This is a genomic window from Aureimonas sp. N4 (assembly GCF_001463925.1).
Lineage (GTDB): Bacteria > Pseudomonadota > Alphaproteobacteria > Rhizobiales > Rhizobiaceae > Aureimonas > Aureimonas ureilytica_A.
The window spans coordinates 293,860-308,396 of the sequence record NZ_BBWS01000046.1 but is presented as its reverse complement, the minus strand read 5'-3'; the positions used below and the strand labels follow the sequence as shown (position 1 = coordinate 308,396).

At 66.8% G+C, this 14,537-nt stretch carries 15 protein-coding genes and 2 pseudogenes; 6 read left to right on the top strand and 11 right to left on the bottom strand.

The annotated features are described in order from the left end of the window. The 4 genes and pseudogenes from AUL28_RS15645 to AUL28_RS15630 form a co-directional block, all read right to left on the bottom strand. Positions 1–184: pseudogene (locus AUL28_RS15645) on the bottom strand (hypothetical protein); the annotation flags it as partial. A gap of 320 nt (positions 185–504) precedes the next feature. Next, a complete protein-coding gene (locus AUL28_RS15640; RefSeq protein WP_058601260.1) occupies positions 505–840 on the bottom strand; it encodes a PepSY domain-containing protein in 336 nt (111 codons plus the stop codon). A gap of 125 nt (positions 841–965) precedes the next feature. Continuing rightward, positions 966–1,691: a beta-ketoacyl-ACP reductase gene (locus AUL28_RS15635; protein ID WP_058601261.1), complete on the bottom strand. Its 726-nt coding sequence runs from the start codon at positions 1,689–1,691 to the stop codon at positions 966–968. A 218-nt stretch (positions 1,692–1,909) separates the two neighbouring features. Beyond that, positions 1,910–3,094, bottom strand: a complete 1,185-nt coding sequence (locus tag AUL28_RS15630; RefSeq protein WP_062234294.1) for an acetyl-CoA C-acetyltransferase — start codon at positions 3,092–3,094, stop codon at positions 1,910–1,912. A 267-nt stretch (positions 3,095–3,361) separates the two neighbouring features. Here AUL28_RS15630 and phaR point away from each other — a divergent pair, with 267 nt between their 5' ends. Then, positions 3,362–3,964, top strand: coding sequence for a polyhydroxyalkanoate synthesis repressor PhaR (gene phaR, locus AUL28_RS15625; protein WP_062234291.1), 603 nt, complete (start codon positions 3,362–3,364; stop codon positions 3,962–3,964). A gap of 492 nt (positions 3,965–4,456) precedes the next feature. Here the strand turns inward: phaR and rpmF are convergent, their stop codons facing one another. Together rpmF and mtgA are read right to left on the bottom strand one after the other, a co-directional pair. Further along, positions 4,457–4,642, bottom strand: coding sequence for a 50S ribosomal protein L32 (gene rpmF, locus AUL28_RS15620; protein ID WP_019998007.1), 186 nt, complete (start codon positions 4,640–4,642; stop codon positions 4,457–4,459). Between the two features lie 265 nt (positions 4,643–4,907). After that, entirely contained in the window at positions 4,908–5,594 is a 687-nt protein-coding gene (gene mtgA / locus AUL28_RS15615) for a monofunctional biosynthetic peptidoglycan transglycosylase (RefSeq protein ID WP_062234363.1), read from the bottom strand. A 326-nt stretch (positions 5,595–5,920) separates the two neighbouring features. Between mtgA and AUL28_RS15610 the strand changes: the two genes are divergently transcribed. The 3 genes and pseudogenes from AUL28_RS15610 (at position 5,921) to AUL28_RS15600 (ending at position 8,716) form a co-directional block, all read left to right on the top strand. Next, complete coding sequence (locus tag AUL28_RS15610) at positions 5,921–6,835, top strand: polyprenyl synthetase family protein (RefSeq protein ID WP_062234287.1); 915 nt, start codon at positions 5,921–5,923, stop codon at positions 6,833–6,835. 19 nt (positions 6,836–6,854) lie between these two features. Next, positions 6,855–7,559, top strand: a pseudogene (locus AUL28_RS15605) (helix-turn-helix transcriptional regulator). An 11-nt stretch (positions 7,560–7,570) separates the two neighbouring features. Continuing rightward, positions 7,571–8,716, top strand: a complete 1,146-nt coding sequence (locus tag AUL28_RS15600; RefSeq protein ID WP_062234284.1) for an amidohydrolase — start codon at positions 7,571–7,573, stop codon at positions 8,714–8,716. Positions 8,717–8,721: 5 nt separating this feature from the next. Here the strand turns inward: AUL28_RS15600 and AUL28_RS15595 are convergent, their stop codons facing one another. The 3 genes from AUL28_RS15595 to ispG are packed head-to-tail and all read right to left on the bottom strand — an operon-like array spanning position 8,722 to position 11,432. Then, positions 8,722–9,300, bottom strand: coding sequence for a histidine phosphatase family protein (locus AUL28_RS15595; RefSeq protein ID WP_062234281.1), 579 nt, complete (start codon positions 9,298–9,300; stop codon positions 8,722–8,724). Between the two features lie 3 nt (positions 9,301–9,303). Next, positions 9,304–10,167: a lytic transglycosylase domain-containing protein gene (locus tag AUL28_RS15590; RefSeq protein ID WP_062234278.1), complete on the bottom strand. Its 864-nt coding sequence runs from the start codon at positions 10,165–10,167 to the stop codon at positions 9,304–9,306. Continuing rightward, positions 10,164–11,432 carry a flavodoxin-dependent (E)-4-hydroxy-3-methylbut-2-enyl-diphosphate synthase gene (gene ispG, locus AUL28_RS15585; protein WP_062234274.1) on the bottom strand — a complete coding sequence of 423 codons (1,269 nt, stop codon included), beginning with the start codon at positions 11,430–11,432 and terminating at the stop codon, positions 10,164–10,166. The genes AUL28_RS15590 and ispG overlap by 4 nt, the downstream gene beginning before the upstream one ends. A 250-nt stretch (positions 11,433–11,682) precedes the next feature. Between ispG and AUL28_RS22205 the strand changes: the two genes are divergently transcribed. Together AUL28_RS22205 and AUL28_RS22200 are read left to right on the top strand one after the other, a co-directional pair. Further along, on the top strand, positions 11,683–11,841 hold the full coding sequence (locus AUL28_RS22205) for a DUF3309 family protein (RefSeq protein WP_192843472.1): 159 nt from the start codon (positions 11,683–11,685) through the stop codon (positions 11,839–11,841). Between the two features lie 98 nt (positions 11,842–11,939). After that, positions 11,940–12,098: a DUF3309 family protein gene (locus AUL28_RS22200; RefSeq protein WP_082640506.1), complete on the top strand. Its 159-nt coding sequence runs from the start codon at positions 11,940–11,942 to the stop codon at positions 12,096–12,098. A 38-nt stretch (positions 12,099–12,136) separates the two neighbouring features. Here the strand turns inward: AUL28_RS22200 and AUL28_RS15580 are convergent, their stop codons facing one another. Both AUL28_RS15580 and AUL28_RS15575 read right to left on the bottom strand, forming a co-directional pair. Further along, entirely contained in the window at positions 12,137–13,357 is a 1,221-nt protein-coding gene (locus tag AUL28_RS15580; protein ID WP_244493539.1) for an MFS transporter, read from the bottom strand. Positions 13,358–13,486: 129 nt separating this feature from the next. Beyond that, positions 13,487–14,314 (bottom strand): DeoR/GlpR family DNA-binding transcription regulator, encoded by an 828-nt coding sequence (locus AUL28_RS15575; protein WP_062234272.1) that lies wholly within the window; start codon positions 14,312–14,314, stop codon positions 13,487–13,489. Between the last annotated feature and the right edge of the window lie 223 nt (positions 14,315–14,537).

Below are 14,537 nucleotides of genomic sequence, written 5' to 3'. Positions count from 1 at the left end.
GCCAGTCGCGCGGCGGGCCGCCATAGGGCGGCGGCGGGGGCGGCGGCGGGCCGCGACGATCATCGTCACCCGGCACGATCTGAAGGCCGTTCGGCCCGATCTGCAAGGCTTGCGCCATGGCCGGAGCGGCCGTGACGAGGGTCAAGGCGACGAGGAGGCCCGTGCGCCAGACAGATTTCACCATATGTTCAACTCCCCCACACCCCACTTGGGGCGCGCGCACGAAAAGGCGGGCAGGACCATCGCGCGCTTCGCCGGAATTTGGCTGTCCAACGAATCGCATACATGTCGAACCGAGATAGTCGATGGTCACGACCTGGCATAGGCTGGCAACGCAAAAAAGGCGGCGCCAAGGCGCCACCTTTTCCCGAACTGGAAAACATTTCGGCTGATCCCGTTGAAGCGTTGCTTGCTGGGAGTCAGCATCCTGCCCGTTCGGGGCACTGCTCCGTGCCGATGCCATCTGGCCCGGACCGGAGCGGCCTTACCCCTCAGAGCCTCGCCTTAGCGAACCGAGAGAACTTCGCCGGTGCGGCGGTCGATATCGACCTGGATGTCGTCGCCCGAACGATCCGTGCCCATGACGCGGAAGCTGTTGCGCATACGGGTCACATCGTCCACCTCGCGCACGCCTTCCGAACGGGCGATACGGACGGCGTCGCGCTCGCCGATCTCACGACCACGGCGATCGTCGCGGCGCATGTCGCGCTGCTGCTGCTGGTTCGGGTCCACCAGACGCACGCCGTCGCGGCCGATCTCGATTCCCTGCGCCAGGGTCGGGGCGGCGGTGCCGAGCAGGGCGACGGCAGCGAGCGCGAGGGTGATGTTTCTGCGGATCATGATGTCAATCCTCAAACGGGGTCGCAACGGTCATCCGTTGCATGTCGCCGGCAAAATGCCCCGTTGGAGGATCGGTTCCCTTTGCTGCGGCGACCCATTTCGCCGCAGCGCAATGCGGGACTCGTTCAGGCGAAGTGCTGACCGCCGTTGATCGACAGGGTCGAGCCGGTGATGAAGCCCGCCTCGTCGGAGGCGAGGAACAGAACCGTGCGGGCGATTTCCTCGGGTTCGCCGAGGCGGCCGACCGGGATCTGCGGCAGGATGCGCTCGTTCAGCACCTTTTCGTCGATCGCGCGCACCATCTCCGTCCCGATATAGCCGGGGCAGATCGCATTGACCGTGATGCCGACGCGCGCGCCTTCCTGCGCCAGGGCCTTGGTGAAGCCGATATCGCCCGCCTTGGCGGAGGAATAGTTCACCTGCCCGGCCTGCCCCTTCTGGCCGTTGATCGAGGAAATGTTGATCACACGGCCGAACTTGCGCTCGCGCATCCCATCCCAGGCCGGGCGCGTCATGTTGAAGAGGCTGTTGAGATTGGTGTTGATCACCGCGCTCCACTGCTCGGGCGTCATCTTGTGGAACATGGCATCGCGCGTGATACCGGCATTGTTGACGAGGACCCGGAGCGGGCCGAGATCGGCCTCAACCTTGGCGATGCCCTCGGCGCAAGCCTCATAGGAACTGACGTCCCACTTGTAGACGGCAATGCCGGTTTCCTCGCGGAAGGCCTCTGCCGCCGCGTCGTTGCCGGCATAATTGGCCGCCACGGTGTAGCCGGCGTCTTTCAGCGCCTTGGACACGGCCGCGCCGATGCCGCGCGTTCCACCCGTTACGATCGCCACTCGACTCATTTGCTTCCTCCATTTTTATGGGTGCAGGGATGACGCAAAACGGGCCGCAGCCATGCGAGGCCGCGAGCCGAAAAGCGAAACCTTCGGGATCATCGAAGAACGGGCGGCGGAGCGCTGGAGGTCAGACCCCGCATCTCCTGCCGCCGATCAAGCCCTCCGCCGCATTCTGCGGCTGGAGCAACCGGGCGTCTCATCGCCCGGATGCGTGGCGCGAGCGGCTAGAAGCGCTCGAGGCACATGGCGACGCCCATGCCGCCGCCGACGCAGAGTGTAACGAGGCCGCGCTTGGCCTCGCGGCGCCCCATCTCGAACAGGAGCGTGTTGAGGCAGCGCGCGCCCGACGCGCCGATCGGATGGCCGATCGCGATGGCGCCGCCATTGACATTGACGATATCCGGGTTCCAGCCGAGATCCTTGTTCACCGCACAGGCCTGCGCGGCGAAGGCCTCGTTGGCCTCCACGAGGTCGAGATCCTCGATGCGCCAGCCGGCGCGTTCCAGCGCGCGGCGCGACGCGGGGATCGGGCCCGAGCCCATCACGGCCGGGTCGACGCCGACCGTCGCGAAGGAGGCAATGCGCGCCAGCGGCGAAAGACCACGGCGCGCGGCCTCCTCTTCCGTCATCAGCACCAGAGCGGCCGCGCCGTCATTGATGCCCGAGGCATTGCCGGCCGTCACCGTGCCCTCCTTGTCGAAGGCGGGCTTGAGCTTCTGCACCTTGTCCAGCGTCGTGCCGGCCTTGATGTACTCGTCTTCTTCCACCACCACGTCGCCCTTGCGGCTGGCCACGGTGAAGGGAACGATTTCGTCCTTGAAGCGACCGGCCTTCTGCGCGGCTTCCGCCTTGTTCTGCGAGCGAACGGCGAACTCGTCCTGCTCCTCGCGCGTGATCTGCCACTGGCGCGCCACGTTCTCGGCCGTGTTGCCCATATGATAGCCCTGGAAGGCGTCGATCAGGCCGTCCTTCAACATCGTGTCGATGAATTTCAGATCGCCCATCTTCTGGCCGGCGCGCAGATGCGCGGCATGAGGAGCCATGGACATGGATTCCTGGCCGCCCGCCACGACGATGCGCGCATCGCCCGTCATGATCTGCTGCGCGCCGAGCGCCACGGCGCGAAGGCCCGAGCCACAGAGCTGGTTGAGGCCCCAGGCGCTGGCTTCCTTGGGAACGCCCGCCTTCATCGCGGCCTGACGGGCGGGGTTCTGCCCCTCGGCCGCCTGAAGGACCTGACCGAGAATCACTTCGTCCACATCGCCGGCTTCGACCCCGGCGCGCCGCAGCGCCTCGGTGACGGCGGCCGCGCCGAGATGATGAGCGGGAACGGAGGCGAAGGCTCCGTTGAACGAGCCGACCGGCGTGCGCGCCGCCCCGACAATGACGATTCGCTGAGATGCGCTCATGCCCTGCCCTTTTCTCCCGATCCTGCCGCCTTTTGGCTTGCGCGCGGCGGCATTCGGTCAGACCTTCGCAGAGTGGTTAGGAACCTGTCAAACACAACGACAGATTTCAGGATCTCGTCCCCAGCCATGGTGCGGCTGCGAGAAACCCGAAGCGAATTTTCCCAAGAAAAACAGTCGGAACCGTTTGGAAAGAGGACAAAAACAAGGCTATCCTTTCGCAGGGGCAGCGAAAGACGGCCCGGATTCGATCGCCTTGGGAGAGAGCGGATGGCACGCCATAACGAAACCACCATTATCAAGAAATACGCCAACCGCCGTCTCTACAACACCGGCACCAGCATGTACGTGACGCTGGAGAACCTCGCGGCCATGGTGAAGGGCAACGAGGACTTCGTGGTGCAGGACGCCAAAACCGGTGAGGACATCACCCATTCCGTCCTGACCCAGATCATTTTCGAGCAGGAAAACAAGGGCGGGCAGAACCTCATGCCCATCGCCTTCCTGCGCCAGCTCATCCGCTTCTACGGCGACCAGATGCAGATGGTCATTCCCGCCTATCTCGAACAATCCATGGCCGCCTTCTCGCGCGAGCAGGAATCCTATCGTGGAGCCGGCAACAGCAACCCGCTCCAGATGATGGAAACGCAGGTGCGTCGCAACACGGAGATGTTCCGCGAGGCGATGGGCATGTTCAACCCCTTCCTCGCCAGCGCCATGGGCATGCCGGAGAAGCCGAGCACCCGCCCGCCCGAGCGCGCGCCCGACGCCGCCGCCGCGGCAGGGCCGACGGCGGACGATTTCGCCACGATGCGCGATCAACTCGCCGCCATGCAGCGCCGGCTGGAGGAAATGGACAAGAAGGGCAACTGAGGCCCGCAGCGTCGGCCTGTCGGCCTACCCCGCAACGCTTCGATATTTGCGCGAGGGCCGGATTTGTCCGGCCCTTCAGGCTTTGGGAAATTGGCGCGCTCTAGATTTCCGAACGCTCGATTGGCAAGGGCGCGCGCCGGTTCGCGCAAGGCCGGCTTCACAAGAGCGGCCGGACAGCCCCGCCTGAATTCAAGGCGGCTAAGGGCCACCGACATTCAAGGCTCGGAACGCATTCGCCGCCATCGCGGACTGTCGTTCGAGAGTGCACAGTCGAAGAGGCCGTCCATTTCACCGCGCGCTCCCCAACTCGACAGCTGTCTCACGTCAGTTGGCTTGCGGCTCTCCTAAGAGATACCCCGCCTCCTAGCGTCTGCGCATCGCCCCCTGCTGGGCCAGCTTCCCGGCGATACGGCTCAACGCCAACAACAAAAAAGCCGGACGCTGGCGCATCCGGCTTTCGCAATATCGATGGCCCGAAAGCCGATCGTGGAATCAGGCGTCCTGCTTGACCGCGAGGATCTGGCGGCCGCGATACATGCCCGACTTCAGGTCGATGTGGTGCGGACGGCGCAGTTCGCCCGAGTTCTTGTCCTCGACATAGGTCGGGGCCTTGAGCGCGTCGGCCGAACGGCGCATGCCACGCTTGGAGGGGGAGGTTTTGCGTTTAGGGACGGCCATCGGTTTCTCCGTTCACGTCGGCGGCGCTGAGTTCCGTCGAGGACGAACCGCGTCGAATGGTTGTTGTTTGAGCTTTGGCCGGCGCGCGAGCGCTGCGAAAGCCGATCCCGACCCAACGACAGACCGACGAAGCCCAGAGGGTTCGAATTCGGCCCTATCGAATTGACGGGAATTCGGCCCTGCCCTTAGCAAAGATGCCCCCGCTTGGAAAGGGGCGAGCGGGTTTTTATCGACCCGCTCCCTCGCCGCCCGGCCCGCAAAGGCCTTAGCGCGCCCGCAACACGCAGCCGGTATAATCGCCGGACGCGCGCGCCCGCGCCTCCACGACGCTCGCCAGACGTCGCAGGCCGGCCGAGGGCCGGGCCGGATCGCGCGTCAGGGGCGAGGGCAACGCGACGGCCAGAAGCGCGGCCTGGCGCGCCGTCAGCTGCGAGGCCGGCTTGTTGAAATAGAAGCGCGAGGCCGCGCCGATCCCGTAGATGCCGTCGCCCCACTCGGCGATGTTGAGATAGATTTCCATCGTGCGGCGCTTGGACCAGACGAAGTCGGCATAGGTCGCGAGCGGCAGTTCCAGCGCCTTGCGCAGGAAGGAGCGGCCGTTCCACAGAAACAGGTTCTTGGCCGTCTGCATGGGAATGGTGGACGCCCCGCGCCCCGCCTCCCCCTCGTTCACGGCCTGATCCACCACGGTTCCGAGCGCATCCCAGTCCACGCCGCCATGGAAGCAATATTGCCCGTCCTCCGACATCATCACGGAGGCGATCATGACGGGCGCGATCTGCTCGATCGGCGTCCATTCCCGCTCATAGGGCTGGAAGGAGAAATGCTCGGCCAGCATCAGCGTCGAGACCGGATGCACGGCGGGAATCGCATAGATCGGCACGAGCACCGCCGGAATCGCGGCAAGGCCGACCACGGCGAACAGCGCGGCATAGACCAGCCGCCGGATCATCGGCACCTGCGCATGGCGGCGAGCGGGCGGAGCCTCGTGCTCTTCGCCGAAGCCGCCCGAAGCATAGCCGTCATGGCGCTCGACCTCGTCCGCAAAGCCAGCAGTCTCCCGATGGAAAGCGCCGTCGCCAGCGCCTCGTTCAAGCCGGTCGGCCACGCATCTCGCCCATGATCTCCCCGCGCCGCACGGCCGATTGTTACGGTCCGTCATAGCAAGCTCTTGGAAAGCGAGGCAATCGCTCCGCCGAACACGACTTGCGGCAGGGCGCGGCGAAAGGCACAGAAGGCGCCTGATCGCCTCACATCTCCTCCTGCTTGCGAGCTTCCATGTCCGACAGCGCCGCGCGGCCCGCCTTCGAAACGCAACTCGGCCAATCCGCCGCGCGCATGGAAGAGGTGCTCCAACAGGCCCTCGCCAGCGACACGGCGTTGCTTTCGGGCGCGCCCGAGCGCTTGCTGGAGGCCATGCGCCACGGCGCGCTCGGCGGCGGCAAGCGCCTGCGCCCGTTTCTGGTCGAAGAGAGTGCCGCGCTGTTCGGCGCCTCGGCGCAGGCCGCAGCGCCCGTCGCCGCCGCGCTCGAATGCATCCACTGCTATTCGCTGGTCCATGACGACCTACCGGCCATGGACGACGACGACTTGCGCCGGGGTCGCCCGACCGTTCACCGCGCCTTCGACGAGGCGACGGCGATTCTGGCCGGCGACGCGCTGCTGACGCTCGCCTTCGGCTTGGCCGCCGAGGCCAGTGCCCTGCCCGCCGAGGCCCGTCTGTCGCTCGTCCAACTTCTCTCGCGCGAAGCCGGGGCAGCCGGCATGGCGGGTGGACAGGCGCTGGATCTGGCGGCCGAAACACAGACGCTCTCGGAAGCCGAGATCGCGCGGATGCAGGCGATGAAGACCGGCGCGCTTCTAGCTTTCGCGGCCGAGGCCGGGCCGATTCTGGCCGGCGCGCCGGAGGCCGATCGCAAAGTCTTGCGCCGCTATGGCGAGATCATCGGCCTCGCCTTCCAGCTGGCGGACGATCTTCTGGACGAGACGGCCGATGCCGCGACGCTCGGCAAGGCGGTCGGCAAGGATCAGGCGCGCGGCAAGAAGACCCTGCCCGCCCTGCGCGGCCAGGACTGGACGCGCGGCGAACTCTCCCGGCTCGTGGCCGAAGCCGAATCCCTCCTCGCCCCCTATGGCGAGCGGGCCGAGACGCTGCGCCAGACCGCGCGTTTCGTCGCCTTCCGCACCCGGTAGGCCGCGCACCGCCCCGGCCATGTCGCGCTCCGAACGCCTGCTCGATCTCCTCCAGCTCCTGCGCCGCCATCGCAAGCCGGTGAGCGGGCGGGCGCTGGCGGAAGAGCTCGGCGTCAGTCTGCGCACGCTCTACCGCGACGTCGCCAGTCTTCAGGCCATGAGGGCCGAGATCGAGGGCGAGGCCGGGCTCGGCTATGTCCTGAAGCCGGGCTTCCATCTGCCACCCCTCATGTTTCGTCCGGACGAGTTGCAGGCTCTCGCGCTCGGTGCGCGCTGGGTGGCGGACAGGGCGGATGCGGATTTGAGCGAGGCCGCGCTGAGCGCTCTGTCGCGCATCTCCGCCATCTTGCCGGCCGACCTCAAGGCCGATCTCGACGCTTCCGCCCTTCTTCTCGGCCCGCCCAAGGGATTCGTGACTGATAGCGTGAACACGGCGCTGCTGTGACAGGCGATCCGGGGCGGGCGCAAGCTGCGGCTGTCCTATCGCGATGCCTCGGACGTGGCGTCCGAGCGGGTCATCTGGCCCTTCGCGCTGGCCTTCTTCGAGGGGGTGCGACTACTGCTCGGCTGGTGCGAGTTGAGAGAAAGCTTCCGCAACTTCCGCACCGATCGTATCGTCTCGGCCGAGCTTTTGACGGAGCGAAGCCCCAAGCGTCCGCCCCTCCTTCTCAAGGAATGGCGGGTTGCTGAGGGTATCAAGGCCGGTCGCGAGATCGGCGCATGAAAGGGAATCGGATGGAGTTCGATCGGCAGGCCTTGAGCCAGGCCATCGCCTTTCGCCGCGCGCTGCATCAAGCGCCGGAATTGTCCGGCGAGGAAGCGCGCACGGCCGAGACGGTGGCGGCGCGGCTACGAGATTTTGCCCCCGACAGGCTCCTCACCGGCCTCGGCGGCCACGGCGTTGCCTGCATCTTCGAAGGCGTAGACCCGGGGCCGAGTCTGCTTCTGCGCTGCGAACTCGACGCGCTGCCGATCCACGAAATCAGCGATGCGCCGCATCGCTCACGCATTCCCGGCAAGGGTCATCTCTGCGGCCATGACGGGCATTCGGCCATTCTGACGCTGGTCGCCTCCGCACTCTCCCAACATCGCCCGGCGCGCGGACGCGTCATCCTCCTGTTCCAGCCGGCGGAGGAAACCGGCGCAGGCGCGGCGGCCGTTCTGGCCGACCCCGCCTTCGCCGCGATCCGGCCCGACATGGCGCTGTCGCTGCACAATCTGCCCGGCCTACCCTTGGGCGAAGCGACCTTGCGCGAAGGGCCGGTCAATTGCGCCTCGCGCGGCCTGCGGATCACACTCTCGGGCAAGACGGCCCATGCCTCCATGCCGCAGGACGGGCTCTCGCCCATGGCCGCCATGACCCGCCTCATGCCCGCGCTCGCGGCACTCGGGCCGGGCGGCGCGTTGGACGAAAGTTTTCGTCTGGTCACGATCACCCATGCGCGCCTCGGCGAGCCTGCCTTCGGCATCGCGCCTGGAACGGGCGAAATCTGGGCGACCCTGCGCACGCTCCGCGACGAGGCCATGGCGGCGCTGGTGGAGGAAGCCGAGCGGCTCGTCATCAGCGAAGCCGACGCATCGGGCCTCGGCCATGCCTTGGCCTACGAGGACATCTTCACCCATTGCGAGAACCACCCCGCAGCCGTCGCGCTCCTGCGCAGCGCGCTGGACGCGGAAGGCATCGCGCATCGGCCGGGCGAGCCAATGTACCCCTCAGAAGATTTCGGCCGCTTCGCCTCCGTCTCGCGCTCGGCCATGTTCTTTCTGGGCGCAGGCCTCGACCATCCGCGCCTCCACAATCCCGACTACGACTTCCCCGACGATCTCATCGCCGTCGGCGCGCGCGTGTTTCTGAGAGCGGTGCGCGAGGCCTTGGGCTAGCGGGCTCACGCCCTTGGCGCGATGGGCTCCCAGCCATGGCGGATCGTGAGATCCGGCAGGGTCGCGCTCCAGACATGGCCCTGAAACGGCTGGTCTTCGACGCGCGAGATGGCGCGCCCCGCCAGCGCGCAGAAGAGCAGCGTGCCGACCGCGCCATGAGCGACGATGGCGAGATCGCCTCCCCCTTCATGCTGCCGGACGATGCCACGCACCGCATCGGTGATACGGGTCTGCGCATCCACCGCGCGCTCCCAGCCGCGCACGCTCGTCTGCGGCTCGGCAAAGAAGGCATCGGCCACGGTCTCGAACTCCGCCGGCGGCAGGAAGCCCGTCGCGCTGCGGTCGTTCTCGCCGAGTTCCGCCAGGACCTCGACGCCGAGCCCCCATCGCCCGGCCAGGATGTCGGCGGCCTCGATGGCCTTGGTCTCCGTGCTCGCCCAGACCTGGCGGAGGCCGCTTAGTGCAGGTTGCCCGGCGAAACGGCGCATGCGCTCGATGCCAGCGGGTGCGAGGTGCCAGCGCTCGACCGGCACCAGCGGATCGACCACGACCTCGGGATGGCTGATGAAGAAGAGTGTGGCCATGGCTCAGCGGTTCTTGATGACGACGCAGGAGCCGCCGACATTGCGATATTTGTTGCAGAAGGCGTCGGCCGCGCCGCGCGTGTTGGCGCCGATGCGAATGGCGGTGATGCGGCGCGGGCCGGAGAGCGGCCGCGTGCGCATCACGATCGGCTCGATCCCGCCGAGAATGCCGGGATAGCGATCCTGAAGCTTGCGATAGAGGCGAACGGCGATGGCCTCGTTGGGATGGCCGGCGACCTGCGCGCCCCAGGGGCGCATGGGCGCGCTCTCGGCCGCCGCGAACACGGCGCGCGTCGGTAGAATGGGCAGCCGGCGGCAGGCGAGCGCGAAGTCCAGATCCTTCACCAGCGGCTCCACGGCCGCCTCGCGCTTTTCCTCGCGAAACCAGGACGCCGGCTGCGCGGTGATGGAGAGGACATAATCCTCGGTCTCGTAGGGCAGCCGCCCCCCGCTCTGCATCCAGCGCTTCACGCGGTTGATGCCGCCATTATAGGCCGCCGCCGCCAGCCCCCAGGAGCCGAGTTCCGAGCGCAGATCGCGCAGATAGGTCGCGGAATGGCGCAGCGCCTCGCGCTTGTCGAACGGGTCCGACAGGCCGCGCTCCTTGGCCGTGAAAGGCATGAACTGGGCGATGCCCTGCGCGCCGACGGGGGACTGCGCCGATTCGTCGAAGCGCGATTCCTTCCAGATCAGGCGCGCGAAGAATTCCGGCGCCATGCCGACGGATTTGGCGTTCTCGGCGATGAGATCGCAGATTTCGGCCACGCGCGGATTGTTCTTCTCGCCCGTCTTGTCCTCGGCCCTGGCGCTTGGCGTGAGGGCGAGCGCCAAGGCAACGGCGGCGAGAGAAAGACGACGTCCTGTCATTCGGCGGCGGCGCGCCCGCCCCCGAAGCGGCGCTCGATATAGGCGAGCACCATCTCGTGGAACTCCTGCGCGATGCCCGCCCCGCGTAAGGTGGCGACCTTCACCCCGTCCATGTAGACGGGGGCGGAGGGCACCTCGGCGGTGCCGGGCAGCGAGATGCCGATATCGGCATGTTTGGACTCGCCCGGCCCGTTGACGATGCAGCCCATGACGGCGACCGACAGCGCCTCGACGCCGGGATAGCGCTCGCGCCATTCGGGCATGTTGCGACGGATATCGTTCTGGATGGTCTCGGCCAACTCTTGAAACAAGGTCGAGGTCGTGCGCCCGCAGCCGGGGCAGGCCGCGACGATCGGGATGAACTGCCGGAAGCCCATGGTCTGGAGAAGTTCCTGCGCGACCTGCACTTCCTTGGTACGGTCGCCGCCGGGCTCGGGCGTCAGCGACACGCGGATCGTGTCGCCGATGCCTTCCTGCAGGAGAATGCCCATGGCGGCTGACGAGGCGACGATGCCCTTCGAGCCCATGCCCGCTTCCGTCAGGCCAAGATGGATCGCATGGTCGGTGCGCCGCGACAGGTCGCGATAGACGGCGATGAGATCCTGAACGTTGGAGACCTTGGCGGACAGAATGATCTTCTCGCGCGCGAGGCCCGTTTCCTCCGCCAGCGCGGCGGAATGAAGCGCGGACTGGATGATCGATTCCCGCATGACCGCGCGCGCCGAAAGCGGCTGCGCGAGGGCCGAGTTCTCGTCCATCAGCCGGGTCAGGAGTTCCTGGTCGAGCGAGCCCCAGTTGACGCCGATGCGCACCGGCTTGTCGTGCCGGATGGCCATTTCGATGATGTCGACGAACTGCCGGTCTTTCTTGTCCTTGAAGCCGACATTGCCGGGATTGATGCGGTACTTCGCGAGGGCTGCCGCGCAGTCGGGATAATCGGCCAGCAGCTTATGGCCGATATAGTGAAAGTCGCCGACCAGCGGCACGGAGAGACCCAGCCGGTCCAGCCGCTCGCGAATGCGCGGCACGGCGGCGGCCGATTCCGGCCGGTCCACGGTGATGCGCACGATCTCCGAGCCCGCGCGCGCCAGCTGGGCGACCTGTGCGACGGTGGAATCCACATCCGCCGTGTCCGTATTGGTCATGGACTGAACGACCACCGGAGCCGGTCCGCCGACGAGAACGCCGCCGACATTCACGCCCACCGTGCGGCGGCGGGGCAACGGGTCGGCGAGAACGGGTTCGATCGGCGTGGCTGACGTCATCGGGTCGGCTTTCCAGCGAAAAGGGCGATGGCTCCCGGCACAAGGCCGAGTGCCGCTTTGGTCTATATCGCCGCGCATATCTGTCAAATGAAGAGAGGGCGTTCTTGCAGAGACTTCGTGTCGCGAGCATGACACGGGCCAGCTTCGGCGGCTTGCGTGTCGAAGGCCGGACTGGCACCTGTCGCGGGCGGAGCACGCCTCCCGGCCGGGGATGCCCAGTGGCCGCCCACCGCCTTCAACAGGAGAGCCCATGACGCCCGGCGCCGCCCTTGCCCTGTTCTGCCTTCTCATGCTGGTCGGTTTCCTGCCGATCTGGCCGTGGTCGCGCGGCTGGAGCTTCCGGCCGGCCATCCTGCTCGGGGTGATCTTCACCTTCGCGATCATGGTCTGGGTCACCATCCTCGTTTGAAGGCCGATGCGGCGATCGCAAGTCAATTGTGACGATTTTGTGGAACCGAACACGTCCGCGTGAGTTCTGAGGGCATCGTGTTTTCTACGGAGTTCCCCATGTCCATCGGCACCATTCTTCTGATCGTCCTGATCCTGCTCCTGATCGGCGCCTTTCCCGGCTGGGGCTACTCGCGCGGCTGGGGCTACGGGCCGAGCGGCCTTCTGGGCTTCCTGCTCGTGGTCGTGATCGTCCTGCTCCTGATGGGACGCATATAAGAGTTTCGGGGCCGCCGTTTCGGCGGCCCCATTTTTATCTAGTGCCCACCGCGCCGGTCGGCACCGTGCATCAGCCCGGACAGGACGAGGATCACGAGCAGGCAGACGCAAAGCCCGAGGAACACCGGCGAGAAGCCGAAATGCTGGGCGAAATAGCCGATGGCCGACGGCGCGACGAGAATGCCGCTATAGCCGATCGAGGTCGCGATCGAGATGGCGACGCCCGGCTTCAACCCCTCGATATTGCCCGCCGCCGAAAAGGCGATCGGCACGAGATTGGAAAGCCCGATCCCGAGGATCGCAAAGCCGATCAGCGCGACGGTGAGGCCCCCGGCAAAGCTCACCAGAACCAGCCCCGCCACCGCGAAGCCGATCGACAGGCGGATCGTGCGAACAGCGCCGAGCCGGTCCCGCAGCCCGTCTCCCAGAAAGCGAAACAGCGCCATGGTGGCCGAGAAGGCCGCGAAGGCGAGGCCGGACATTTCGATGTCGATGCCGAGTTCGCGCACGAGATAGATGGCGCTCCAGTCGATCGTCGCTCCTTCCGGAATCATGGAGAAGAGCGCGCAGACGCCGAGCGCCACCGCGATCAGACGCCCACGGCTGGACGTCACGGGAGCGCTTTGCCCGTCCGTCTCGGCCGCGGCCGGCGCGTCATAGGGTGACGTTCGATCCTCCATCAGCGACCGGCTGATCGGCCAGAGCGCGGCCAGCATGACGAGGGCGACCACGCTCGCCTGCCCCACCGAACCGACCGTCCCGATGAGAGGGCCGCCCACAGCCGCGCCCAGAACCCCGCCGACCGACCAGAACCCATGGCACGATGACATCATGGCCCGATGCAGCGTGCGCTCGGTCGCTACCGCATTTGCGTTCATCGCGACATCCATGCCGCCCATCGTCATGCCGAAAAAGAGAATCGCGGCGGCCGCCCAGAGCGGGCTCGGCGCGAGCACCAGAAGAAGCAGCGCAAAGGCCAGAAGCGCCTGAAGCACGAGGGTCGGCTTGCGCGAGCCGAAGCGCGCCGTCGCCGCGCCGACCAACGGCATGGCCGCGATGGCGCCGAGGCCGAAGACGAGAATCAAAAGGCCCAGCCGGCTTTCGCTCAGGCCCAGCCGCTCGGCCAGAAGCGGCACCTGCGGCGTCCAGTTGCCGAGCACGAACCCGTTCACCAGAAAGGCCAGCGACACCGCGATCCGGCGCGCGGGCCAGGCGGCCATGCGAGGGCGCTCGAGGTCCGAAGCGTGGGACAAAATCATTTCCTTCATTGAGACGGGCGCGAGCCTCAGTTCGTTATGAATCAAAAGCGCGCGAGGTCGAGCCTTGGGAGCCGCAAGCCGCGGAAGCGGCGGAGCAACGGCCGTTCGGGATTGCGGGGCCGCGCGCCATCAGGCTCGTGACTTCGCTCGCGGCACGCCGCCCTCTCCCACAGGCGGCCGGGCGCGGAGAATACGAAGACCGGCCGCTTCCAGCGCCGCAACGCTCGCCTCCGGCGCATCATGCTCCACGACGAGCGTGTCCAATCCCGCCGTGGGCAGGACATGGAAGGGCGCGACGCTGGCCAGTCTCTCGTTGACCACGGCCGCCACGACCGCCCCGGCTTGAGCGCTCAGAACGCGCTTGAACTCGGCGTCCTCGTAGTCTTGCGCGGTGATGCCGATTTCGGCATCGACCGCGCAGACGCCGAGAACCAGAAGGCTCGCGCGCAGCCCTTCGGCGGCGCGCAAGCTGGCGGCGCCAAGACACGCGCCCGCGCGCGGGTTGACCCGTCCGCCGAGCAGGATGACTTCGACCTGTGGCCGATCCTCCAAAGCGCAGGCGATGGCGGGGGAATGGGTCACGACGGTCAGGGCGCGATCGGTCGGCAGTGCCTCGGCCACGAGGATATTGGTCGAGCCGGCGTCGATGAAGAGCGTCGCGTCCAGCCCGGACATATCGGCGATGCGCTCGCCCAGGGCTTGCGCCAGTGCCCTCTTGCGCCCGCTCGCCTCCGCCCGGCGAAGGTTGAGAGGCACGACGGCCGGCGCGGGCGGCAGCGCGCCGCCATAGACGCGGCGGCAGAGCCCGGCCGAGGCGAGCTCGCGCAAGTCCCGCCGGATCGTGTCCTCCGAGACGCCGAAGTCTCGGGCGAGCTCCGACGCCAGCACGCGACCTTCGAGCGACAGCCGCTCGCGAATGCGCCCGTGCCGTTCGGGCGTCATCGGCATCATGTTCATCTGGTTATCTCTCGCTCTTCGTATCGGGAGATGCACGATGGTGCCCGATCAGTCAATCCTAAGGTCAAATAATGCCGAATTCGGCATCATTCGACTTCTCCCTATCCTGCCCCATCGGCGCGGCATGAAGGGTCGTTTAAGGTAAGGAGAGCCTCGTGTGACGTGTCGGCCTGCCACCAAGAAACTTCACCCATCCTTTAAAGAATGAAGTATGAGGAACAGA